The organism is Fibrobacter sp. UWH6 (assembly GCF_900142465.1).
GTDB lineage: Bacteria > Fibrobacterota > Fibrobacteria > Fibrobacterales > Fibrobacteraceae > Fibrobacter.
Genome location: NZ_FRAX01000025.1, coordinates 1 through 24,955, shown reverse-complemented (window position 1 = coordinate 24,955; position 24,955 = coordinate 1). Strand labels below are relative to the sequence as shown.

At 51.4% G+C, this 24,955-nt stretch carries 20 protein-coding genes, 1 tRNA gene and 1 pseudogene; all 22 read right to left on the bottom strand.

Annotated elements, in window-relative coordinates:
- Window positions 1-123 precede the first annotated feature (123 nt).
- Window positions 124-1,926, bottom strand: a complete 1,803-nt coding sequence (locus BUB73_RS15250) for a glycoside hydrolase family 9 protein (protein ID WP_073161443.1) — start codon at window positions 1,924-1,926, stop codon at window positions 124-126.
- Between the two features lie 191 nt (window positions 1,927-2,117).
- The gene (locus BUB73_RS15245; RefSeq protein ID WP_073161444.1) at window positions 2,118-2,930 is read right to left on the bottom strand and encodes an ABC transporter ATP-binding protein; all 813 of its coding nucleotides are present in this window, start codon (window positions 2,928-2,930) and stop codon (window positions 2,118-2,120) included.
- Window positions 2,920-3,918 (bottom strand): ABC transporter ATP-binding protein, encoded by a 999-nt coding sequence (locus BUB73_RS15240; protein ID WP_073161445.1) that lies wholly within the window; start codon window positions 3,916-3,918, stop codon window positions 2,920-2,922. Before BUB73_RS15240 ends, BUB73_RS15245 begins: the two co-directional genes overlap by 11 nt.
- Before the next feature lie 9 nt (window positions 3,919-3,927).
- Window positions 3,928-4,773: an ABC transporter permease gene (locus tag BUB73_RS15235; protein ID WP_073161446.1), complete on the bottom strand. Its 846-nt coding sequence runs from the start codon at window positions 4,771-4,773 to the stop codon at window positions 3,928-3,930.
- Between the two features lie 2 nt (window positions 4,774-4,775).
- Window positions 4,776-6,158, bottom strand: a complete 1,383-nt coding sequence (locus BUB73_RS15230) for an ABC transporter permease subunit (RefSeq protein WP_073161447.1) — start codon at window positions 6,156-6,158, stop codon at window positions 4,776-4,778.
- Between the two features lie 18 nt (window positions 6,159-6,176).
- On the bottom strand, window positions 6,177-8,006 hold the full coding sequence (locus BUB73_RS15225) for an ABC transporter substrate-binding protein (RefSeq protein WP_073161448.1): 1,830 nt from the start codon (window positions 8,004-8,006) through the stop codon (window positions 6,177-6,179).
- A 494-nt stretch (window positions 8,007-8,500) separates the two neighbouring features.
- Window positions 8,501-9,925 carry a phosphopyruvate hydratase gene (eno, locus tag BUB73_RS15220; protein WP_073287144.1) on the bottom strand — a complete coding sequence of 475 codons (1,425 nt, stop codon included), beginning with the start codon at window positions 9,923-9,925 and terminating at the stop codon, window positions 8,501-8,503.
- 113 nt (window positions 9,926-10,038) lie between these two features.
- Window positions 10,039-10,608 (bottom strand): hypothetical protein, encoded by a 570-nt coding sequence (locus BUB73_RS15215; protein ID WP_073161450.1) that lies wholly within the window; start codon window positions 10,606-10,608, stop codon window positions 10,039-10,041.
- 128 nt (window positions 10,609-10,736) lie between these two features.
- Window positions 10,737-11,486, bottom strand: a complete 750-nt coding sequence (locus tag BUB73_RS15210) for a hypothetical protein (protein WP_073161451.1) — start codon at window positions 11,484-11,486, stop codon at window positions 10,737-10,739.
- A gap of 248 nt (window positions 11,487-11,734) precedes the next feature.
- A complete protein-coding gene (gene rpsG / locus BUB73_RS15205) occupies window positions 11,735-12,211 on the bottom strand; it encodes a 30S ribosomal protein S7 (protein WP_073161452.1) in 477 nt (158 codons plus the stop codon).
- A 10-nt stretch (window positions 12,212-12,221) separates the two neighbouring features.
- Window positions 12,222-12,611, bottom strand: coding sequence for a 30S ribosomal protein S12 (gene rpsL / locus BUB73_RS15200; protein WP_072980597.1), 390 nt, complete (start codon window positions 12,609-12,611; stop codon window positions 12,222-12,224).
- Between the two features lie 68 nt (window positions 12,612-12,679).
- Window positions 12,680-17,125: a DNA-directed RNA polymerase subunit beta' gene (rpoC, locus tag BUB73_RS15195; RefSeq protein ID WP_073161453.1), complete on the bottom strand. Its 4,446-nt coding sequence runs from the start codon at window positions 17,123-17,125 to the stop codon at window positions 12,680-12,682.
- Between the two features lies 1 nt (window position 17,126).
- Window positions 17,127-21,398: a DNA-directed RNA polymerase subunit beta gene (gene rpoB, locus BUB73_RS15190; RefSeq protein WP_073287141.1), complete on the bottom strand. Its 4,272-nt coding sequence runs from the start codon at window positions 21,396-21,398 to the stop codon at window positions 17,127-17,129.
- Window positions 21,399-21,587: 189 nt separating this feature from the next.
- On the bottom strand, window positions 21,588-21,959 hold the full coding sequence (rplL, locus tag BUB73_RS15185) for a 50S ribosomal protein L7/L12 (protein ID WP_073161455.1): 372 nt from the start codon (window positions 21,957-21,959) through the stop codon (window positions 21,588-21,590).
- A 51-nt stretch (window positions 21,960-22,010) separates the two neighbouring features.
- Window positions 22,011-22,559 (bottom strand): 50S ribosomal protein L10, encoded by a 549-nt coding sequence (rplJ, locus tag BUB73_RS15180; protein WP_073161456.1) that lies wholly within the window; start codon window positions 22,557-22,559, stop codon window positions 22,011-22,013.
- Window positions 22,560-22,567: 8 nt separating this feature from the next.
- Window positions 22,568-23,254, bottom strand: coding sequence for a 50S ribosomal protein L1 (gene rplA / locus BUB73_RS15175; RefSeq protein WP_073161457.1), 687 nt, complete (start codon window positions 23,252-23,254; stop codon window positions 22,568-22,570).
- Window positions 23,255-23,294: 40 nt separating this feature from the next.
- A complete protein-coding gene (gene rplK / locus BUB73_RS15170) occupies window positions 23,295-23,720 on the bottom strand; it encodes a 50S ribosomal protein L11 (protein ID WP_073161458.1) in 426 nt (141 codons plus the stop codon).
- 29 nt (window positions 23,721-23,749) lie between these two features.
- Window positions 23,750-24,283 (bottom strand): transcription termination/antitermination protein NusG, encoded by a 534-nt coding sequence (gene nusG / locus BUB73_RS15165; protein WP_249269456.1) that lies wholly within the window; start codon window positions 24,281-24,283, stop codon window positions 23,750-23,752.
- A gap of 2 nt (window positions 24,284-24,285) precedes the next feature.
- A complete protein-coding gene (gene secE / locus BUB73_RS15160) occupies window positions 24,286-24,474 on the bottom strand; it encodes a preprotein translocase subunit SecE (protein ID WP_073161460.1) in 189 nt (62 codons plus the stop codon).
- 19 nt (window positions 24,475-24,493) lie between these two features.
- A tRNA-Trp gene (locus tag BUB73_RS15155) sits at window positions 24,494-24,566 on the bottom strand.
- A 12-nt stretch (window positions 24,567-24,578) separates the two neighbouring features.
- Complete coding sequence (rpmG, locus tag BUB73_RS15150) at window positions 24,579-24,731, bottom strand: 50S ribosomal protein L33 (RefSeq protein ID WP_072801172.1); 153 nt, start codon at window positions 24,729-24,731, stop codon at window positions 24,579-24,581.
- Between the two features lie 14 nt (window positions 24,732-24,745).
- Window positions 24,746-24,955, bottom strand: a pseudogene (tuf, locus tag BUB73_RS15145) (elongation factor Tu); the annotation flags it as partial.

Sequence of the window (24,955 nt, the reverse complement as noted above, 5' to 3'; positions counted from 1 at the left end):
GACGTTTTAAATATACGAATGTTGCAAATAAAAGAAGATATTCTCTACAATAAAAAAGACCCCGCCTTGGCGAGGTCCCTTTCAAAGTTTTCGCGCTATCCCGCGCGCGACCAATAAGTAAAATTACTTGGCGGGAGTATTAGCAATATTCAAGTAAATAGCCTGCAAGGCGCCAGCCACATAAGCCAGGGGAGCGTTCCAGTTAATGGCCACTTCGTTGGTTGCGTAGCTGCAACGGTTGTCGATGTAGGCCAGGGCCGGCTTGTCGGCAGCGGCATAGTTTTCGCACTTCCAGGATTCCTTGCCATCCAGGTTAATATCCTGCTTGCCAAGGTGCGGGCCACCCACCAGCATGCCAGGCACCGGATCGTCTACAAAGTCACCTTCGCTAGGACGGTGGTGAGGATTGCGGGCACTGCGATAACCGAAACCGGTCACATAGGAAATTTCCATGGGGTTCTTTCCGAGCAGGTAGTCCAGAACCTGCTGGGCGCCATCCACATAGCTCTTGTCGCCAGTCAGATAGTAGGCGTGGAGCAGCACCATGGCGTTGTTGGCCATTGCACTGTTGGAGCCCCAGTTCCAGCTCCAGGGGAATGCCGGCAGATGGTAACCGCTGGTATCGCCCACGGCACGGAGGTTGTTGGCCTCATCCATCACCACCTTCTTGGCAGCCTTGTTCAAGTCAGCACCGAAAGTGGCGCCGTCCATGGCCACGCGGAAAGCGGCAAGCATATTCACGTTGCCCCACCAGGCGCCATCGGGAGTAAACTTGTTAGCCTTCAAGTCAGCCAGATAGCCATTTGCAGCCTTGTCCTTCTGGCCAGCCACCACCTTGGCGCGGTAAAGTTCAGTTGCGGCCCAGCGGAATTCATCCTTGCCGTTTTCATCACCGGGAGCGTAGCTACCAGTCTGAACGTCATCAGGCTGCTTGTAAAAAGCCTTGGGATTCTTCTTGGCCCAGGCGTATGCCTTTTCGGCAGCCTTCAGGCACTGATCCGCATAAGCGGCGTCAAACTTCTTGTACACCACGCTGGCCTGAGCCATCACTGCGGCAAAGTCCAGAGTTGCGGTCACGTTCTTGATAATGGCATAACGGGGAGCGCCATCCTTTTCGGGCATCACGGATCCGCCGAACATCAAGGTAGTCACCTTGTGGTACACGCCGCCGTCTTCGTCCTGCATGGTCAGCATCCAGTCCAGATTATACTTGACCTCTTCAAGAATCAGGGGCATGTTCTTCAACTCACGGGGAATGTTCCAGGTGAGGGAGTCCATGTAGGTGGGGAAATTTTCATAAAGCTGCAGCAAGGTGAACACGGTAATGCCAGAATTCACCACATACTTGCCGTAGTCACCGGCATCGTACCAACCCTTGGAAGAATTGATAACCACATTCTTGCCAGCCTTTGGATGCTTCTTGCCCACGGACTTCTGGTAACCGGCAGCGGTACGTTCATCGGTACCGTAAACAATCACCTTATCGTCAGGATGGCCAGCAGCACGAACCCACTTTCCACCATACTGAGCCTCGATAGGCATGCTGGCACGCTGGTAATAGAACCACTTGATGGCACCCTTGGCCAACTCTTCATAAACGCGATCGCCGATCACGATGGGGTTACCCAGATACTCGCCACCGCGATAAAGGCGGTAGGTACCCGGAGTCTTCACTGCAGAAAAATCATAGGTCTGGACTTCTTCCCCGCTGAATTCCCAGTCATAGACCATAGGGGCTTCCATGGTCAAAACGGTCTTTCCGTTCAAGTCGCGAACCTCAAGTTCGTTGGCATCGCTGCCCGGCACAATGGCCAACTTTTCGGAATTGGGGGTAAAACCCAGCTGGTTAATCAGAAGAGGGCCGGCAAAAGCGCTTGCAAGGGCTCCGGCACCCAGGACAGACAATACAAGATTACACGTTCTCATATTGCTCAATATACTTATAAAAAAAGCGTTTGTAATAACCTCTCGCCACATTTGCGTTTTCAAGAGAAAACAAATTATTCCTATTAGGAATGCTTTTTATGGGTGGACGTCAGACAGGTCCCGCAAACTGGATAAAAAAAGCCCCGGCTCCATTTCCATGGAACCGGGACGTTTCAAAGTTCTAGTAGGAACTAGCCCTTCTTAGAACGCTTGCTGTTCTTGATCCATTCAGTCTTGTGGACTTCAGGAATATCGTCAAGCAGCTTCAGGGTGTGCGGTTCGCTGGTGTTGTCCAGAACTTCTGCAGGAGTACCCTGGTTCACGATCTTACCTTCGTTCATGATGAAGATACGGTCGGAAACGTAGTTGGCAAGACCGATATCGTGAGTCACGAAGATCACGGTCATCTTCAGTTCGTCTTTCAACTTACGAAGATAGTCAAGGATGTTTGCACGAACGCAGGCGTCCACCATGGAGGTAGCTTCGTCAGCAATCAACACCTTCGGGCGAAGAGCGAAGATACGGGCGAGGAGCATACGCTGCATCTGACCACCGGAAAGTTCGAAGGGATACTTGCCTTCGATATCTTCGGGCTTGACGTTCACAGCCATCAGGCCTTCGTCAACGCGACGACGGACTTCTTCCTTGGAGGGCTTATCCTTCAGGATGTTCAGAGCGTCTTCGAGCTGGGAGCGGATGGTAAAGAACTGGTTGAAGCAGCCAAACGGATCCTGGAACACAGACTGGACTTCGTTCCAGTGGTCCTTCAGGTTCTTGATGGGCTTGTCGCGATAGAGGAACTGACCGCGAGTGGGTTCGTACAGACCAAGCATGATCTTGGCGAGAACGGACTTACCGCAACCGGAACCGCCCACGATAGAGATGAATTCTTCGTCATAAATGTCGAAGGAAACATCCTTCACGGCAGTCTTCAGGTTCTTACCGGCACCGAAGTCCTTGCTGATACGCTTGGCAGAAAATACAACGGGCTTATCACTTAGCATAATCGCACCTCACTTGACGATCGCCGACAATGCGGATTTCTTGAGTGTTCTTCTTGCAATCCGGGCAGGCCTTCTTGCAGCGGGGAGCAAAGCGGCAACCCACAATCTTGTTCTTGAGGCTAGGAGGAGCACCTTCGATAGCTTCAGGATGGCGGGTACGCTGAGAAGCTTCGGTAGAGAGCATAGCGCCCATCAAAGCCTGGGTATACGGGTGACGAGGATCCTTAACGATCTGTTCGGCAGTACCGTATTCCACGATTTCGCCGGCATACATAATGGCGATATTGTCGGCCACATGATAGAGCAGCGGAAGTTCGTGGGTAATGAAGATCATGGTGCTGAAGATACCCTTATCGAGAAGGTCGAAGATCATGGAGATCACTTCCTTCTGGGTAGAAACGTCCAGAGCGGAAGTAGGTTCGTCAGCAATCACCATCTGGGGGTTCAGAAGGGTAGAAATACCGATCACGGAACGCTGGCGTTCGCCTGCGGTCAGCTGGATGGGGTAAGAATTCAGAACGCGGTCAGTGTCCATGCCAAACAGGTCGAAACGTTCACGGAGACGAGCGTAGATTTCCTTCTGGTCCAGCTTCTTGCCGGGCTGCTGGTGAGCAGCGATCACGTCGGCAGCGATGTCCTTGATCTTACGAACCGGGTTCAGGGCGTTGAATGCACCCTGAGGAATCATGGAGACCTGCTGAGCCAAAACGTTGGCGCGCACGTCTTCGAGAGAACGGTTCATGAGGGATTCCATCTTGTCGCCGTGTTTCACGCGGACGTCACCCTTTTCGGGGTACAGCGGCGGAATGCACATGCCCATAAGGCCAGACACGAGAGTGGACTTACCGCAACCAGATTCACCAGCGATACCGAGGATTTCACCCTTCTTCATGGAGAAGGACACGTCGGTAACAGCGTGGGTCTTGTCGCCAAAACGACCCAAGTAATAGAGGCCGAGGTTTTCTACTTCAAATACATTTTCAGACATTGTTACCTCTTACTTGCGGAGACGCGGGTTGAAGACGCCTTCCATAGAAGTATTGATCAGGTAAAGTGCGAACACGGTCAAGGTAACGACCAGAGTTGCCGGCAGGAATGCGATCCAGATGGAGTCAGCAAGAGCGCCGTTATCCTTAGCCTGGTTCAGGATGATACCCAGAGAAGTGGTATCCACAGGGCCAAGGCCGATCATAGAAATGGAAGCTTCGGAAAGAATACCGGAACCCACCTGCATGATGAACACCATGAACACGTAGGAAAGCAGGTACGGGAGCACATGCTTGATCACGATGGTCAGGGTGCTAGCACCGTTGATACGGGCCAGGGAGATATGGTCACGGCTACGGAGAGAGGAAGCCTGTGCACGAACGGCACGAGCAGACCAGCTCCAAGCGGTAAGGCCAATCACCACGCCGATAAGAGTCAGAGAACGGCCATCCTTAAAGGCAGAGCTGATGAGCACGAGAATCACGAACTGCGGGATAACGATGAACAGGTTAGTGAACATGTTCAGGACTTCGTCAATCCAGCCGCCGCGGAAACCGCCAAACAGACCAATAAGAACACCGAGAGTAGTAGCAATGATACCGGCAAGGAAGCCCACATAGAGGGAGTTGCCGAGACCTTCGATCAACAGAGACACATAGTCACGACCCAGGTGGTCGGTGCCAAGCAGGTGAGCGGAGCTGGAACCGGCATAGGGGCCAGCCAGGATGTCACGGGCATGAGTGTCAACACTGTAGAGCAGCGGTCCGAAGACAGCGATCAACAGGGTGAGAACGAAGATAGAGATACCGACGACGAACATCGGAGACTTGAGAAGGTTTCTAAAGAGCTTTCCCATGATTACTTACCTCCCATCTGGAGACCGGCCTTAACACGCGGGTCGAAGACTGCGATCAGGACGTCAACAGCGAAGTTTGCAACGAGAACGCAGGTAGAGATCATCAAGGTGCAACCCTGGATGGTAGCGTAGTCCTGCTTGTTAATGGCGTCGAGCATAGCCATGCCGAGGCCCGGGTAAGAGAAGATCATTTCGGTAATGAGAGCACCGCCCACCATTGCACCGAGAGACTGGGCAAGACCAGTGAGCTGCGGGAGCATAGCGTTACGGAACACGTAGCTAATGATGCGGCCTTCGCGGAGGCCCAGCCACTTAGCATACTTCATGTAGTCGGTACCAAGTTCATAGATGGACATGGAACGCATACCGGTAGCCTGACCGGAAAGAAGGATGGGGAAGCAAGAGAAGAACGGCAGGATGTAGTACCAACCGACGCTCTTGAGGCAAGCCCAGGAGAAGGTGAATTCCTGAATATCCGGGCTCATGTTACCCACAGCCGGGAACCAGCCGAGAGTGATAGAGAAGAGAGCCACGAGAAGCATACCGAACACGAAGTACGGAACACCGTTCAGGAACATAGCAACCGGGAAGAACACCTTGTCGAAGATGCCGCGCTTGTAAGCAGCGAAAGCACCGAGAAGGTTACCGATGATCCAACCCAAGAGGATGGTGGGAGCCTGGATCAAGAGGGTCCACGGAAGAGCGTTCTTGATGATGGTGGTCACTTCAGTGTTGTTGGCATAGGACTTGCCAAGGTCACCCTTGAACACGTTGCCAATGTAAGCGAAGAACTGAGAAACAGCGGAGGAACGCTTGGGTTCGGTCTTCATAACGACTTCGTCAACCATGACGGTTTCCTGATGTTCGGTCTGGTACTGTTCCATGACAGCCACCTTTTCGACCTGGGCTACCTTCTTCTTGGTCTTCTTGTCCTTGATCATGACCTGCTTGCCCTTGGCATCCAGGACCGGCTTTTCTTCGAATACGGGCTTACCTTCAGCGTCAACCTTCTGACGTTCAGCCATCTTCGGAGTGCCGTCTTCATTTACGTCCTTGACGGTAACGGTAACTTCAGCACCGTTTTCGTCCAGCTTGGCAACCTTCTTGGTGACCATCTGGCCGTTTTCGTCAACTTCCGGTTCGTAAACAGGATTGCCCTGTTCGTCCAGTTCGGCCATGCCGAAAGAAACCAGGAGTTCGGCCTTCTTCTTCTGAGCTTCAGTCGGAGAAAGACCCTTACCGGCCTGACCCATGATGATGTCGACCGGGTCGCTACCGCCCACGCGGGGCAAAGCGAAGTTCAATGCCACTGCAAAGACGAAGGTCAGGAGATACCAGAACCCCTTCTGCAGGACATAGCGTAGCATAGGATATTGTTTAAGCATTTGTATTCCTTTTAACCTTTATTTTGCAAGCTTCAAGTTCCAGAGAATCTTGGTACCGGATGCAACCCAGGGGAGCTGGGCAGGAGCATACGGATTAGCGGCGGTGGGCCAGTTGGTCCATACGCGGTCGCTGAATTCGTAGAACTGTTCCGGCAGGTATACCAGCGGGATGGACGGCTGATCTTCCATGAAGATCTTGTTCAGTTCGCGGTAAGCCTTTGCGATTTCAGTAGAATCAGTCATCAGCGGAATTGCAGACAAAAGTTGGTCGACTTCCGGACGGTATTCAGGAGAACCCGGCTTGTTGTAACGGCCGATGTTCACGCCAGCCCAACCACCGAGGTCGGTCCAGTCACGAGAAGACATGATTTCGTTGAAGCGGCTCCAGGGGAGAGACGGAGTCACGTCGGCAACCGGCTTGTGCATAACCAGGTCGAAGTTGCCAAGACCCATAGCCGGCCAGTACTGACCACCATCCACGAAGCCTTCACGAATATCGATACCAGCCTTACGCATACCGTCAACAGCGATAGTGACCATAGCTTCCCAGTCGGTCCAACCGGCAGGGGAAGTGATGGACAAAGTCGGCAGACGTTCGCCCTTGGCATTTTCCATATGATCCAGAGTACCATCGTCATTGAACACAGACTTGAAGCCAGCTTCGGAGAGCATCTGCTTCACAGCATTCAGACGTTCAGCATCGTCGGTAATAGAGAGGTTTGCACCATACTTGGGCAGGTCTTCGTCAACGATGTACTTACCTTCCAGGTCGGTGGGCATGATAAGGCCAGCCTTCAGGGTGGAAGTATAGTTGGAGACTGCGAACTGACGGAGAGCAGTGTAGTCAATAGCGGTTGCGAGAGCGCGACGGAAACGCTTGTCGTTCAACGGTTCCTTAGTGGTGTTGATGACGAGCATGGGCATTGCACCCGGACGGAAATAAGGAGGTTCATCCCACCAAGTATGAACGCCGGCAGCAGCCTTACGGTTAATACGAGGAATGAAGCTCTGAGAAGCATCCAGGTTACCTTCGCGCATAGCGATGGTGTTATGTTCGTTGTTCTTGTAAATCGGGTGAACGATGTACTTAGGAGCAGGAAGCTGACCGTTATGGAGAGCGGCGTTGCCCCAGTAGTCGTCACGACGTTCAAGAATAATCTTGGTTTCGTTTGCAGAGCGGAGTGCATACGGACCGGACACCACGGGGTTCTGATCCATGGGCATCTTCTTCACTTCGTCCAGCCCCTTTTCCTTGATCATGGGTTCGAAGATGTGAGCCGGAGCGATACGGGTAGCCTGCAGCAAGTCACGAACGGTAAGCGGGTTGTTACGAGCCTGCTTGTTCACAATGAAGGAAAGACGTTCGGCAACCACACCTTCAGGTCCGTTCTTCAAAGTATCAACGTGAATTGCAGAAATCTGTTCAGCAGAGTTGATGGAACCGCGGAGAAGCATGAAGGTCACGTCGGTGGAGGTCACCGGCTTGCCATCGCTCCACTTTGCAGCGGGGTTCAAGTCAATAACGATACTGTCATTATTGGAAAGTTCTTCGACCAGGTGGCCCAGAAGATCTTCGATCTGACCGTTCAGGGAGTTATAAGTGATGAGCGGTTCATACATCAGGTTAAAGCGTCCACCTACCGGCCAAGATGCAGCCCAACTTTCTGCCAGGGGGTTGAAAGAACCCGGAGCAGAAGTCTGCTGGCCAGACAAGTAAAGCGTTTCCTGACGAGGCAATGCACCGCTAGCCAGTCCGCCTTCCGAAGATGCGTCGCCGCAGCCGGAGAGAAGCGCACCAGTTGCCGTAAGCGCAAGCGCCGTCCTGGCAATTGATTTCATTCCAATCATTTGTGTCCTCTTTAAGTAAGCTAAAAAAGCTTGTGTGAAAAAAATTCTCACGTAATATAGTTTTTAAAGAAAAATCTGTTTCCGAGTCAATCCGAAAATGCGTTTGCAACAGCAACCATGGCCAAAACAGCGAAATTTCGGGCCCTGCACGGCACTCAAAGTTTACGGAAGTTTACAAACAAGGACGTTTTGAGCGGTACCAAGGAATCAACCATCACACTTTCACCTATTCAAGGTATGCGGGACCTACCTGCGAACCCCCATTGTAAACAGGAAATTTCACAATCCCCCCCCAGGAGGAACCTCCCTCCTCACAATCCTGGTGAAACTCCCCCACCCCCGTGTAAGCCCATCCCCGCAAACAAGCAAAATCTTTTTTGGCGGATGCAAATATTTTATATATAAAATTTCAGATAAAAGAAAATCATACTAAAAAAAAAGAAAGCCCCGACTTTCATCGGGACTTCCTTTAAGCTTTTTGCTCTAGAGAAGAATTACTTCTTAGCAGCCTTCTTAGCGCAAGCCTTCTTGCAAGCAGCCTTAGGAGCAGCAGCCTTCACAGCCTTGCGAGGATCACCGGCATAGACAGCGTTCTTGCCAAGTTCTTCTTCGATGCGGAGGAGGCGGTTGTACTTGCAGACGCGGTCGGTACGAGAGAGAGAACCGGTCTTGATCTGGCCAGCGGCAGTACCAACTGCGAGGTCAGCAATGAAGGTGTCTTCGGTTTCGCCGGAACGGTGAGAAACGATCGGAGCATAGCCTTCGTTCTGAGCGCGCTTGATAGCAGCGAGGGTTTCAGAAACGGAACCAACCTGGTTCACCTTGATGAGGATAGCGTTAGCGATGCCAGCCTTGATGCCTTCGTCGAAGATGGTCGGGTTGGTAACGAACAGGTCGTCACCCACGAGGTTGAGCTTGGAACCGAGCTTGTCGGTCATGACCTTCCAACCTGCCCAGTCAGCTTCATCCAGACCGTCTTCGATGGAGAAGATGGAATACTTGTCGATGAGCTTTTCATAGAGCTTGACCATGTCAGCAGACTTGAGGGTCTTCTTGGTGCTCTTCTTGAAGGTGTAGGTTTCCGGCTTGCCAGCCTTGGTGTTCTTGTCGCAGAATTCGGAAGAAGCAACGTCAAGAGCGATCTTGATGTCGGTGCCGAACTTGTAACCAGCATTGGTGGTTGCAGTCTTCAGAGCGTCGAGAGCCTTTTCAAGGGTCATAACGCCAGTGATTTCGTAACCGAACTTGTTCTTAGCCGGCTTGATGGAAACACCAGGAGCGAAGCCACCTTCGTCACCAACGGTGGTGTCGAAACCACCCTTCTTAAGGACAGCCTTAAGAGCGTGGAAGATTTCGGTCACCATCTGGAGACCCTTGGAGAAAGTCTTAGCGCCAACCGGAGCGATCATGAATTCCTGGAAGTCGATCGGAGCGGAAGAGTGAGCACCGCCGTTGATGACGTTGCACATCGGGCAGGGGAGAGTGAGCTTTTCGGTGCCGTGCATCTTAGCGATGTACTGGTACAGCGGCATCTTAGCGTCGTTAGCAGCAGCAACGCAAACAGCCATGGAAACGCCGAGGATAGCGTTTGCACCGAGCTTGTTCTTGAGCATGCGGTTGCCGTCGAGAGCGATCATAGCGTCATCGATTTCGACCTGCTTGGAAGGATCCATGCCGACGAGCTTCTTAGCGATCTTGGTGTTGACGTTCTTAACAGCGGTAAGGGTGCCCTTGCCGAGGTAAGTCTTCTTGTCACCGTCGCGGAGTTCGCAAGCTTCGCGTTCACCGGTGGAAGCACCACTCGGAACAGCGGCGTGACCGGTCACACCGTTTTCGAGGGTAACATCAACTTCGAGAGAGGGATTGCCGCGAGAGTCGAGGATCTGGCGGGCAACAACGGACTTAATTTTAGAAGCCATTTTATTTGACCTTTGGTTAGAGTGAAAAAATTTTCAACTGGGTATAATATAAAAAAAGTGATTAGTGGTTAGTGGTTAGTAGTTAGTAAAATGTTGAGAAAATGGGGGTGAAATCACTTACCCACTTGAGTCCCTCCCCAACGAACAAACAAACCTACAGCCCAATCTTTATTCGTATAGCGGAGGGATGCTCCCAAATCAATGTATGATGTAGATCTTCTTTCATTTTTTTTATAAACATAACGCAAACCGACATTCTCTACATAGCCCCACTCATCACTCCAGAACCAGCTTACCACATGGTGATAGTCAAACAAACCAAAACGCCCACCGTCCGTAAGACTCCAGTAGTTATTCCCCGAAATAAGTTCCAGCAAAACACCAAAGGGAAAAGCCGCTTTTTCGTGAACGCTCCCAGCAATTGCCATCAATATTCCAACAGGCCCCACGAAGAAAATGAATTCATCCGAAATAATCTGATCTGTTTTAAAATTCAATTCAAAGCGAATAGCACTGAATCCCACCGAAGCGCGCTTCTTGTTTAAAAAGCCCCACAAATCATCAAAAGACCCCATGCCTCCGATTAAGTCAATATCAAATATTGCCGGATTATCAACAGTTGCTATGTAGCTAAACCCGTAATGAAATCCTCCAGGCCACCAAGAATCACTAGCAGTTTTCATTCCGCTGGAAATATGCGGTTCCTCTTCCTGGGCTATTGCAGCCTGCGTACATGCAACAAGCAGTAGTATCGTAAAAAATCGGGTCATACAAATTAGAATGTAGATAAATTAAAACGTACCACACATGCCTAGAACCATCCAATGATTTCATTTTTTACTACGCACCAGGATCCGTTCTCTTTTCGTAGGTAAAATCTATCCATCGTAATAGAATAGCCCTCAACAAGAGCCAAGTCTCTATTTTCATTCACATATATTCCAGTCACCTTAAGTAGTCCCTCATTTCCATACATCGGAACGCCATTAGGAGTCAGGTCGCTAACAGGAATAATGTTGCCTAGAAACTTCTTTTTCAGGAGATTGCTTTCGTAACTCCAGGGAGACTCAAGCTCCATAAATACATCCAAAGCATACTTATCGGTCTCGGTCATCAAGAGTCTATTCAGATTCAAGGAATCCGCTACAACACACAGATTGCTCGCCACTGGACATTTTTCATAATGACAATCAATCTTTTTAACGTAAGCCTCTAATTCCTCAAAACCTCCAGCAGGAATTACTTTGTACACAACATCTACTTGTTCTGCAAAGTACAAAGAGAATTGCGCGTTTCGGTCAGAGCACTCACCTGGTTTATACAGAGCCAAGTAAATAGCCCTTAACTCGTCTGCAACGGGCCCCTGGGCAGCAGATGCAGCGCAGGTCAAATCAGAGCGCTGTTTCCATTTTTCAAAGAAAGGACGAGCAAGCAATTCCACGCTATCGTTAAAAGCCAGATCTTCATCTTCAGGCAAGTTGAACCTGTAGAGTTCGTAGGCCTTATTCAGCAAGGCGTAGGTGGAGTCAGCATCCAGTCCATCCTTCGTCTGTTGGAACAAGGCTCACTTGTGTAGGCGATCTTTCTCCACAGACTTTTCATGAGCCTCGTAGGCACGCCTTTCGGGCGACTTGCTGCATCCCGAAAAAAGCATGGATAACAGTAAAAATAGAATGGAGCTCGTTAAAATATCAGATACCAGCAACATGCGACACTTACCTTACGTGCTACTCTAGGATACTACAAAAGAAAAGGTTCCACTTTTCAGTGGAACCTTTTCTTCTAGGATATTCTTTACTATCGCAAGAATTAGAAACGGAAGTGAGCGAAAGCCTTGTTAGCTTCAGCCATCTTGTGAGTATCGTTCTTCTTACGAACAGCGTTACCTTCACCGTTCTTTGCAGCAACGAGTTCTGCAGAGAGACGCTGAGCCATGTTCGGTTCGGTGCGCTTGCGAGCTGCGTCGAGCAACCAGCGGAGAGCGAGAGCCTTGGCACGGTCCGGTGCGACTTCCATCGGAACCTGGTAGTTTGCACCACCGATACGGCGGGACTTAACTTCCAGCTTCGGCTTGATGTTGTCGAGGCACATTTCGAACTTTTCGAGAGCGGTTTCAGTACCTTCGATCTTCTTATCGAGAGTTTCGAGGGTGGTGTAAACGATCTGTTCAGCGATGGTCTTCTTGCCCTGCTTGAGAACAACACCAACGAGTTCGGTAACGAGAGTGGACTTGTAACGCGGATCCGGGAGGATGGAGCGATGGAGAGCCTTTCTTCTTCTAGACATAGTTTACCTCTTACTTCTTGGCCGGAGCGGCGCCTTTCTTCTTAACACCATACTTGGAGCGACCGTTCTGACGGCCGTTGACAGCCTGGGTATCCAGGGTGCCGCGGATGATGTGGTAACGAACACCCGGAACGTCCTTCACACGACCACCGCGGATGAGCACGATGGAGTGTTCCTGGAGGTTGTGGCCTTCACCGGGGATGTAAGCGGTAACTTCCATCTTGTTGGAAAGGCGTACACGAGCGATCTTACGAAGAGCGGAGTTCGGCTTCTTCGGGGTGCTGGTATAAACACGGGTGCAAACGCCGCGCTTCTGGGGGCAGGACTTCAAGGCCACGGAAGCGGTCTTGTTGCTGATCTGTTCACGTCCGTTACGGACGAGCTGTTGAATAGTAGGCACTTTATTAATCTCCTAGATTTTGGAGTGCAAATATAGTTCTTATTTCCAATTATTTCAAGTACTTAGGATTAATTCTCCGAATCTTCTTCGTCGGAAGAACCGATTTCGTTATCCAGCATCTGGATTCCGTTGTCAGTTTCGTCCTCAAAATCAATCTGAGTACTCATAGGCCGAGCCGCAACATCCAGCTGAGCATCGGCATCATGCACCTCGACGTTCCTGAGGTGGCGTGCGCCGGTACCGCACGGAATCAGACGACCCATAATCACGTTTTCCTTAAGACCCATGAGCGGGTCCACGCAACCTTCGATAGAAGCGCGGGTAAGGATCTTAGTGGTTTCCTGGAAGGAACAGGCAGAAATGAAGCTGTCTGTTGCCAAGGATGCCTTCGTGATACCAAGGAGCATCGGCGTGTAGGTCGCCTCAGTCTTACCAACAGCGACCAACTGGTCGTTGATGGAACGCAGACGGGCCTTGGAAATTTCTTCGCCCGGGAGCAACTCGGAGTCTCCAGAATCCTTGATCTTGACCTTACGCATCATCTGACGAACGATACATTCGATGTGCTTATCTGCGATAGCCACACCCTGCAGACGGTAAACCGCCTGGATTTCGTTCACCAAGTGACGCTGGACTTCTTCAGGTCCAAGGACATCAAGAATATCATGGGGATCTACGCTACCATCGCTGATCTTCTGACCAGCACGGACACGGTCACCTTCATTAACCGCCAGATGGACACCACGAGGAACCAGCACCTTCACTTCCTGGTCATCCATCTTAATAATCACAACCTGATTGTTGCGGACTTCTTCACCGTAGCTCACCAGACCGTCGATCGGTGCGATGAATGCCTTGGACTTCGGCACGCGGGCTTCGAAGAGTTCTGCCACGCGGGGAAGACCACCGGTAATGTCGCGGGTCTTACCTGCGGCACGGGGAAGCTTAGCAACAGTCTGACCGACGCTAACCTTGTCACCTGCACGGACGGTAAGAATAGCGCCGTCAGGGAGCATGTAGTTACCAATCTTAGTGTTGGAAGAATCAACAATGGTAACTGCCGGGTGGAGGTCCTTCTTACCGTGCTGCTTATCGCTAATCACGGTCCAGGTTTCAACACCGGTAACTTCGTCGGTTTCGGCACGGTATGTACGGTTTTCTACCATATCCGTGAGAACAACCTTACCAGCAACATTACTGATAATGGGGCTGTTATACGGATCCCATTCGAACATGGACTGACCCTTAGTAACGGTAGCGCCATTTTCGACCTTCAGGATAGAACCGTAAGGAATCTGGTAACGACCCTTATTAATACCGGTCTTATCAAAGATAACGAGTTCAGCCATACGGCTGGTAACGATCTTCTGGCCTTCGTTTTCAACGGTTTCCACCATATCCAGTTCGACGTGACCGTCAACCAGAGCCTTCTTGTCGCTTTCGACAGTCAGACGGGAGGCTGCACCACCCACGTGGAAGGTACGGAGGGTAAGCTGAGTACCCGGTTCACCGATGGACTGTGCTGCGAGCACACCCACGGCTTCGCCCAGGTCAACAGGGCGACCAGAAGCAAGCATACGGCCATAGCACTTGGAGCAGATACCGGTGCGAGAATCGCAGGTCAGCACGGAACGCATCTTGATGTGTTCCAGACCGGTAGCGGTAATCTTAGCCAGGTCACGTTCGGTGACCAGTTCGCCAGCCTTGACGATGACTTCGCCAGTCACCGGATGCTTGATGTCATCCACGGGTGCACGACCCAGGAGACGTTCTTCAAGAGCGATGATAGTATCGTCACCGTCCTTGAATGCAGAAACTTCGATACCGTTGGTAGTACCGCAATCTTCTTCGGTAACCACCAAGTCCTGTCCTACGTCAACCAGACGGCGGGTCAAGTAACCAGCGTCAGCGGTCTTCATAGCGGTATCAGCCAAACCCTTACGAGCACCGTGAGAGGAAATGAAGTATTCCATCACGTTCAGGCCTTCACGGAAGCAGGACTTAATCGGGTTTTCAATAACTTCACGACCATCCAGAGACTTGGTCGGCTTCTGCATAAGACCACGCATACCGGACAGCTGCTTAATCTGTTCACGGCTACCACGAGCGCCGGAATCAGCCATCATGTAAACGGGGTTGAAGCCATCGCGGTCACCGGAAAGGAGTTCCCACTGCTTGGCAGCAACGTCAGAAGTAGTCTTGGACCAAACGTCAACGGTCTGGTTGTAACGTTCACCGTCGGTAATCACACCGTCTTCGTACAGACCACGAATCTTGGAGATTGCGTCAGCGGCCTTGTCCAGCATTTCCTGCTTTTCCTTGGGGATCACCATTTCGGCGATAGCCACAGAGGAACCGGCGCGAGTTGCCCACTTATAACCGTTGGCCTTCAGGTCATCCAGGTAGTCAACCGTTACGCGGTTGCCGGTACGACGGTACAGGTCATCGATGGACTTGGCGATAACCTTCTTACCGAAGGTTTCGTTTGCGTAGCCCAGGGCGTTGGGAACGAATTCGTTGAAGATGATTCGACCGACAGTGGTCTTAATAACGTTTTCTTCCTTGAGGGTAAGGAACTTCACCTTGTCGCCAGCCTTGACATTGACTTCAACATTGCCAAAGTCATCAGCTTCTTCGCGGAGGCAGACGCAATCCTTTTCCACAGCGCCGATGTAGATCTTGCGACCTGCAGGGAGCTTCAGGTATACGTAGGCGTTCAGGTCGACGCAGCCGTTTTCGTAGGCGCGGATGGCTTCAGCCGGATCGTAGAAGTGCATGCCTTCGCCCTTGCGACCCGGACGGGGCTTGGTCAGGTAGTACAGACCCAGCACGATGTCCTGGCCCGGCACAGCAATCGGCTGACCGGAAGCGGGGTGAAGAATGTTGTTGGAAGACAGCATGATGACGCGGCATTCCAACTGGGTTTCGAAAGACAGCGGAAGGTGGCAAGCCATCTGGTCACCGTCGAAGTCTGCGTTAAATGCAGTACAGACGAGGGGGTGGAGGCGAATTGCATTACCTTCAATGAGTTTCGGGTAGAAGGCCTGGATACCGAGACGGTGCAGAGTAGGAGCACGGTTCAGCATCACCGGATGGTCTTCGATAATCTGTTCGAGAATGTCCCAAACTTCAGGACGTTCTGCGTCCACATACTTCTTGGCAGACTTGAGGGTATATACGATACCTTCTTCTTCCAGGCGCTGGATGATGAACGGCTTGTAAAGTTCCAAAGCCATGCGCTTCGGGAGACCGCACTGGTGCATGCGAAGTTCCGGGCCAACCACAATAACAGAACGGCCGGAGTAGTCAACACGCTTACCGAGGAGGTTCATACGGAAGCGACCCTGCTTACCCTTCAGGAGTTCAGCGAGGCTCTTCATGGGACGTGCGGAACCGGCACGGGCCGTGCGACGGCCACTGTCGAACAGCTGGTCAACAGCTTCCTGCAACATACGCTTTTCGTTGCAGAGAATGACGTTCGGGGCACGGATATCAATCAGCTTCTTCAAGCGATTGTTACGGTTGATCACGCGACGATAGAGTTCGTTCAAGTCGGAAGTTGCGAAACGGCCACCTTCCAGGGGAACGAGAGGACGCAGATCGGGCGGAATAACCGGAAGTACGTCAAGAATCATCCAGGACGGCTGGTTTGCGAGCAAACGAGCTTCGTTAGGATACTTGACACGGAATTCTTCGTAAGCGTCTGCCACGATGAAGTTTTCGTGGGAAGCTTCGTAGGAAGCCTTGAATTCTGCAACGGCTTCGGCGAGGCCACGGAGCCAGGGCTGCTGAGCGTCCTGCTTCATTGCCTTTTCCGGATTTTCGTAGTAGTCGCGGAAGCTTTCGCGCTGAGACTTCAGGAAGGCGTCCACAACCTTGAGGCGCTTGAGAGCGTCATCCTGCTTGGTCTTGGACTTGGACTGAGCCTGCACGCGGAGGTCAGCAGAAAGTGCAGCCAGATCAACGCGGTCGAGGAGCTGCTTAATAGCGGAAGCACCCATCTTGGCGTCGAACTGACGACCTTCGTTGGAAAGGTCCTGATACTGAGCTTCGTCAATGAGAGTGTTGGGTTCCAGATCGGTGGTACCCGGATCGATCACTACATACTTTTCGTAGTAGATGATGTTGTCCAGATCCTTGGTGGAAAGGTTCAGGAGAGCACCGATAACACAGGGCTGGTTACGGACGAACCAGGTGTGAGTCAGAGGAATGGCCAATTCGATATGGCCCATGTACTTACGGCGTACGTTGGAGTGAGTCACTTCAACACCGCAACGGTCGCAAACCACACCCTTATAACGGATGCGCTTGAACTTACCGCAGTTACATTCCCAGTTCTTAACAGGTCCGAAGATCTTTTCGCAGAAAAGACCATCCTTTTCGGGCTTGAAAGAGCGGTAGTTGATGGTTTCCGGCTTGGTCACTTCACCATGGGACCAGCTGCGGATCATTTCCGGAGCGGCGAGGTGAATCGAAATATCGCCAGAATTGTCGCGTTCAATTTCTTCGACCATTTTACTTATCTCCATTGGTCTGAATATTGAGACCCAAAGAACGAACTTCGCGGATCATAACGTTAAAGGATTCAGGTACACCCGGCTTCGGAGTGTTCTGGCCATGAACGATGGCATCATAGACCTTGGAACGGCCCTGGACATCGTCAGACTTGACGGTGAGGAGTTCCTGCAAGGTGTATGCGGCACCGTATGCTTCCATTGCCCACACTTCCATTTCACCGAAGCGCTGACCACCGAACTGGCTCTTACCGCCAAGAGGCTGCTGAGTAACCAGTGCGTAGGAACCGATAGAACGAGCATGAATCTTGTCGTCTACCAAGTGGCCCAGCTTCAGGTAGTACATGTAACCGATAGTCACGGGGTTCAGGAAGGCTTCGCCAGTCTTACCGTCGTAAAGCTTTGCCTTACCGATAATCTTGCCGTTGTCCGGATCCATTTCGTAGTTAACGATGGGGTTCTTTTCGTAGGCCTTCTTCAGTTCTTCACAAATGTCTTCGAACTTGGCACCGTCGAACACGGGGGTGGTCACCTTGAAGCCGAGAGTCTTTGCAGCCCAGCCCAAGTGCACTTCAAGCACCTGACCGATGTTCATACGAGAAGGCACGCCCAGCGGGTTCAGAAGGATCTGAAGCGGACGACCGTCTTCGGTGAACGGCATGTCTTCGACCGGAACGATCTTGGACACAACACCCTTGTTACCATGGCGACCTGCCATCTTGTCACCGATGGAGAGGCAACGCTTCTTGGCGATGTAAACCTTGACGGACTTGAGAACGCCCGGCTTCAGTTCGTCGCCCTTAGTCACCTTGTCAATTTCCTTTTCCATGGTGCGGGTAAGGGTATCCAGATTGTCGCGTGCAACGAGGACGAGAGTCAGGACCTGTTCCTGGAGTTCGTCATCGCCCACCACGAAGGTAGAGGCCGGAGAAACCTTGGTCACGTCGATAGCGGCCAGGTTCTGTTCGGTATAGGTCTGACCTTCGCGAATCAGGAGTTCATGGGTTTCATTGTCCATCACCTTGCCGGCAGCCTTACCGCCGAGAAGTTCGAACAAGTGTTCGGAGCAAGCAACCTTGATCTTGTCGATCTGAGTCTGGAAGTTGCTACGGATTTCGTTAATGGTTTCCTGATCCTTTTCCTTGCTGTTCTTGTCAGCCTTGTCCTTCTTGCTGAAGACGCGGGTTTCAAGAACGATACCCTTCATTCCCGGAGGAGCCTTCAGAGAAGAATCGCGGACGTCGCCAGCCTTTTCACCGAAGATGGCGCGGAGGAGACGTTCTTCCGGAGAGAGTTCGGTTTCGCCCTTCGGGGTAACCTTACCGACGAGGATGTCGTCTGCGGTGACTTCAGCACCGACACGGACAACACCGTTTTCGTCCAGGTTGCGGAGAGCTTCTTCACCGACGTTAGGAATTTCACGGGTCAGTTCTTCAGGACCACGCTTGGTTTCACGAACTTCCATTTCGTATTCTTCGATATGGATAGAAGTGAAGGTGTCCTTAATAGCCAATTCTTCGGAAATGATAACTGCGTCTTCGTAGTTATAACCATTCCACGGCAAGAAGCCGATGAGGATGTTCTTACCGAGAGCCAGTTCACCGTGGTCGGTGGACACGCCGTCAGCCAGCACGTCGCCAGCCTTGACGAAGTCACCAACGTTGACGATGGGCTTCTGGTTAATGCAGGAATCCTGGTTGGAACGTTCGAACTTACGGAGAACGTATTCGTCGATAGGATCCTTGCCGAGGAATTCATAGTCTTCGCCGAGACCGGTCAGCGGAACGAAGGAACCGTCAACCATGTTACCGCGCTGAACAGTGACGTTGCGTGCGTCAACGAAGGTAACCATACCGTCGTGCTTTGCACGGACAACGGTACCCGAGTCGAGAGCGGCGCGACGTTCCAGGCCAGTGCCCACAACGGGAGCTTCTGCACGGAGCAGAGGCACAGCCTGACGCTGCATGTTAGAGCCCATCAAGGCACGGTTAGCATCGTCATGTTCGAGGAACGGAATAAGACCTGCAGCCACAGACACGATCTGCATCGGGGCCACGTCCATGAGGTCGATACGTTCGGTTTCGTTGTCTTCGGGTTCGAAGGAATCCTGACGCATAACGTGGACATATTCGCTCTTGTCGCGGACGATGACGTAGCCGTCCATGTCGCCCTTGAAGCGGTTGTCTTCGTCAAGTTCGGTAGAAGCCGGAGCAACCTTGAAGGCGTCTTCTTCATCTGCAGTGAGGCAGGTGATGTAGCTAGAAACGATCTGTTCGACAGCGTCGCCAGCCTGTTCGTAGTCGGGAGTGCCTTCGAAGTTTTCAACGGTGAAACCGTTGCGGTAGTAAGTAACCTGACCTTCGGTGTCCTTGAAAGCGAATACCTTGTTCACAAAACCATCGAACAGGTCACGCTGGGTGTTGTCCAGGTTCATACGAACAAAGTCTGCCTGTTTCTTGGAAAGTTCGAGTTCCAGGAACAGGTGCGGATCGTGTACGAAAGCCTTGAAGATACCGAAGTGCCACTTGGCTTCCGGAACCTTTACAATGTTGCCCTTGGCATCCTTGAAGTCAACGAGGCCCACGATACGGTACGGGGTTTCGATGAAGCCGAAGTGGTTAACCACGGCGAAGGATGCGAGAGAGTTGATAAGACCGATGTTAGGACCTTCCGGAGTTTCGATCGGGCAGAGACGGCCGTAGTGAGTGTAGTGCACGTCACGGACTTCGAAGCCTGCGCGTTCGCGGGAAAGACCACCGGGGCCGAGAGCGGACAGACGACGCTTATGAGTAAGTTCAGAAAGCGGGTTCATCTGGTCCATGAACTGGGACAGCTGGCTGGAGCCGAAGAAGGCCTGCACAACAGTAGACACCATGCGGGTGTTCACCAGTTCGCGAGGAGTGGTCTGTTCGTCTTCGCCGTGGAGAGTGAGGTTTTCACGGATCACACGGGACATGCGGGACAGGCCCACAGAAATCTGGTTAGCAAGAAGTTCGCCAACGGAACGGGTACGACGGTTGCCCAAGTGGTCGATATCGTCGAGAGCGTAACCTTCGGTGCCGTTGTAGAGACCAACCATGTAGACGATGATGGCGAGGAAGTCTGCCTTGCTCATGGTCATGGTGGTGAGGGACGGGATCTTGAATTCCGGGCCCTGTTCTGCGAGCACGCTGCGAATTTCAGCCTTGCTGTAAATCTTGGAGTTCAGGCGGTAACGACCGACTTCACCAAGGTCATACTTATGAGGATCGGAAATGAACTGGCTGTCGAAGTAGATTTCGGCAGTGCGCATATCCGGAGCTTCATCCTGCTGCTGGTGGGTCACGGAGTAGATTGCCTTGAGAGCATCTTCGCGAGACTTGGTCTTGTCTGCAGCCAGGGTGTAGTGGATGAGGAGGTTGTCTTCTTCCTTGGAGAGGAGGACGATCTTCTCGACGCGGTTTTCGATGAGGCGGCTCAGCTTCTTGTCGTCGATAACAGTGTTTGCTTCGAGGATGATTTCGCCGGTAGCTTCGTCGATGACGTCTTCAAATACAATGCGGTCGATGAGAGCGCAGACACCGTTTTCGTCGTACTGTTCAGCCATTTCTGCAACAACGACTTCGTCTGTCTTCTTGTAGAAGAGCTTCAGGATGTCCTGCGTGGTTTCGAAACCGATGCAACGAAGCATGGCGGTTGCAGCCAACTTCTTCTTGCGGTCGATAATGAGGTAAAGGATGTCGCCTTCGGTGTTGAATTCAACCCAGGCGCCGCGGTGCGGGATAATACGGCTCTTGTAGTCGTCACGACCGGAAATCTGCATTTCCTTGTCGAAGCTGACACCGTAGGAACGATGCAACTGAGAAACGACAACGCGTTCAGCGCCATTGACGATGAACGTACCGTTTGCGGTCATGATCGGGAGGTCGCAAACCAGAACGTCATTCTTGACTTCTTCCTTGAGCTTGCGGTCTTCGCCGTCTTCTTCAAAAATCTGCAAAGACAGAGTGGCGAACATTTCCATGGAATAGGTAAGTCCACGTTCGCGGCACTCGGGGATGCTGTATTTCGGGATACCGAAATAGTAACCTTCGTAATTAAGGGAATAGAGACCCTTGACGTCAGTAATTGGGAAAATGTCCTGGAACACGCGTTCCAAGCCAACCTTGAGACGTTTTTCTTGCGGAATATCCTTCTGGAGGAATTGCTCGTACGAAGCCTTCTGGACTTCAATCAGGTACGGGAGTTCCAACTGGAATTTGTTGGAGGAGTATGACTTTCTCTCCGTGGTCATTTGAAATACCTCATCCGGTAAAGAGCTAAATGTTGGCACCAAAGGTAGAAAAATATTAAGAATGACTATCTTCTTGACCTTGTTGCCATGGGCTTTTTTCGGTAGAAAAAGCAGAAAATCTTAATACACCAAAAGCCCGCACGAAAGTGCAGGCGATTGGCGTATAAAAGATTCAGTGAAGTGAAAGCATTACTTCAGAGCGACCTTTGCTCCGAGATCTTCCAGTTCCTTCTTGAGCTTTTCAGCGTCAGCCTTCGGCATAGCTTCCTTAACGACGCTGTTGGCCTTTTCGACGAGGTCCTTAGCTTCCTTAAGGCCGAGACCGGTGATAGCGCGGACAGCCTTGAGGACGTCCATCTTCTTAGCACCGCATTCGACGAGGATGACGTCGAATTCAGTCTTTGCTTCTTCAGCAGGAGCAGCTGCAGCTGCCATAACTACGGCGCCACCAGCAGCGGCTTCAATGCCGTGGGTTTCCTTGAGGTAGTCAGCCAAAGCCTTGGCTTCGAGAAGGGTAAGACCAACGATTTGATCGCCCAATGCCTTGATATCAGTTGCCATGATGTGTTTCTCCGATTATTCCGTTTAAATTTTTTGGTTTGTGGTTTGTTGTTAAGCTTCCGGTGCGGCTTCAGCTTCTGCTGCAGGTGCTGCTTCGGAGCCCGATGCTTCTTCCAGCTTTTCCTGGAGGGTCTTGATCTGACCAGCGATAGTGGAACCAGGTCCGAGAGCGATGGAGACGATCATTGCGATCATACCCTTGCGATCCGGAATCTTAGCGAGGTTCACGACTTCGGTGCCAGGCATCGGCTTACCATCGAGGTAAATGCTCTTGGCGATCAAGAAATCGGGGTTAGCTTTGTGGAATGCTTCAATTTCGCGAGCCGGCAGAAGAGGATCTTCTTCGAAACCAACCATGACGGAAGTTGCGCCAGTCAGCTGGTCTTCGAGACCTTCTACACCGAGAGCAGCGAGCACGCGCTTGAGAAGAGTATTCTTCACAGCCTTGTACTGCACGCCCTTAGCGCTGAGGGACTTGCGAAGGGCATTGTCCTTTTCAACGGTCAAGCCTTGATAGTTGAGCAGGTAGACAGCGGTAGCACCCTTGAAGGATTCTACGAGAGCGTCCACAGTCTGTTGTTTTTTAACTACAGCTTTCATGGTATCTCCTAGCGTGTCAGTGCCATATCAAGTTTAATGCCCGGAGCCATAGTTGCGGACAACGTAAGGCTCTTAATATAGGTGCCCTTAGAAGATTGCGGCTTAGCCTTGACAACAGAGTCGATAACAGCCTTGGTATTTTCAACCAGCTGATCGAGGCTGAAGGAGAGCTTGCCAACGGGGGCGTGAACGTTTGCACCCTTGTCGACGCGGTATACAATCTTACCGGCCTTCAGTTCCTTGACGGTCTGTGCAACGTTAACGGTCACAGTACCAGCCTTGGGGGACGGCATCATACCACGGGGGCCAAGAACGCGAGCCACCTTACTAATCACCGGCATCATGTCGGGAGTAGCAACGACGGCGTCAAAGTCCAGCCAGCCTTCCTGAATCTTCTGAACCAAGTCGGCACCACCAGCGTAGTCAGCGCCAGCGTTCTGTGCAACTTCAATGTTATTGTCCTTGCAGAAAACGAGAACGCGAACCTGACGACCGGTACCATGCGGAAGCACGACAGTGCCACGAACCACTTGGTCGGAATGTTTTGGGTCCACACCGAGATTGAAGTGGATTTCGACAGTCTGGTCGAACTTCAATTCGGACTTTTTAAGGATTTCGATTGCTTCATTCAGACCGTAAGCTTTGTTACGTTCGATGGATTCAGCAATCTTTTTGTATTTTTTTCCTCTGAACATGAAATTTTCCTGTCAGATACGTAACGGTGAATTACCTGCCTCAGTCAACCACTTCAACACCCATGGAGCGGGCAGTACCAGCAACCATGCGCATAGCGGCTTCGAGGTCGATTGTGTTTAGATCCGGCATCTTCTTTTGGGCGATTTCCTGGATCTGGGCCTTGGTGATCTTGCCAACTTTCTTACGGTTGGGTTCGCCAGAGCCACTTTCAATGCCGACAGCCTTCTTGATGAGGGCCGGAACCGGCGAAACCTTCGTGATGAAGGTAAAGCTCTTATCAGCGTAGACGGTAATAACCACGGGAATGATCATTCCCTTGGCATCCTGAGTCTTAGCGTTGAACTGCTTACAGAACTCCATAATGTTCACACCCTTCTGACCAAGGGCGGGACCTACCGGAGGAGCCGGATTAGCTGCACCACCGGGAATCTGGAGCTTAATATAACCTGTGATTTTCTTTGCCACTGTATTATCTCCGTTTCAAAAACCGTACGTTATGCGTTGTCGGATTCAACCTGGTTAAAGGCGAGTTCAACAGGTGTAGAACGACCGAACACAGTTACCATGACCTTGATCTTGGCATCCATGATTTCGTCTACGACGCCCACAAAGTCCTTGAAGGGACCTTCCTTGATGCGGACATTTTCGCCAATCTTATACGGAATTTGGATCACGTCTCCGGAATCACTAGGATCAACTCCCAGAAGACGATCGACCTCGCTCTGTGCTAAAGGAATGGCCACGCGCTTAGTCGGGGTCATTCCCAAGAAATGGGTGACGCCATTAATGTTCATCACCAAATGCTGGGTGAGCTCGTCCAGCACCATTTCAATAATAACGTAAGTCGGCATCATGTTCTGGACAGAAACGTGACGACGACCGCGAACTGTAGAAGCCACTTCGCGAGTCGGTACGATAATCTGACCGAACTTTTCTTGAACGCCTTCGCGTTCAATCATCTGCTCGATACGTTTCTTAATGTTGTTTTCTTGACCGGAAAAGGTGTGAATGGCATACCAACGCATCATAATTAACCTCTTCCCATAATCTTGTCAACGATCCAAGAGAGACCTACGTCTAACCCAGCAATATATACACCCATAACGACGCTGAAAAGCATCACCACCATGGTAGAACCTTTAAGTTCTTCCCAAGTGGGCCAAGTAACTTGCTTCAATTCTTGGATGGATTCTTTGATATATTGCTGAATCTTACGCATAATGACTCCAGGAAGTGAGCAGGTCGGGAGGGACTCGAACCCCCAACCAACGGTTTTGGAGACCGTGACTCTACCAATTGAGCTACCGACCTATTCGGACTTCCTTACTTGGTTTCCTTGTGAACGGTATGCTTGCGGCAGAACGGGCAGTACTTCTTGTATTCTACGCGAGAAGGATGAAGACGCTTATTCTTGTCGCAGTCATAATTGCGCTGATTGCATTCGGTGCATTCGAGCGTGATGAGTTCTCTAGGCATTATATATTATCCGATTACTTGATGATTTCGGTTACAGAACCAGCACCAACGGTACGGCCACCTTCACGGATAGCAAAGCGGAGCTGCTTTTCCATTGCGACAGGAGCGATCAGAGTGGTGTGGATAGTGACGGTGTCACCCGGGGTCACCATTTCGACACCTTCCGGCAGCTGGATGGTACCAGTAACGTCGGTGGTGCGGAAGTAGAACTGGGGACGATAGCC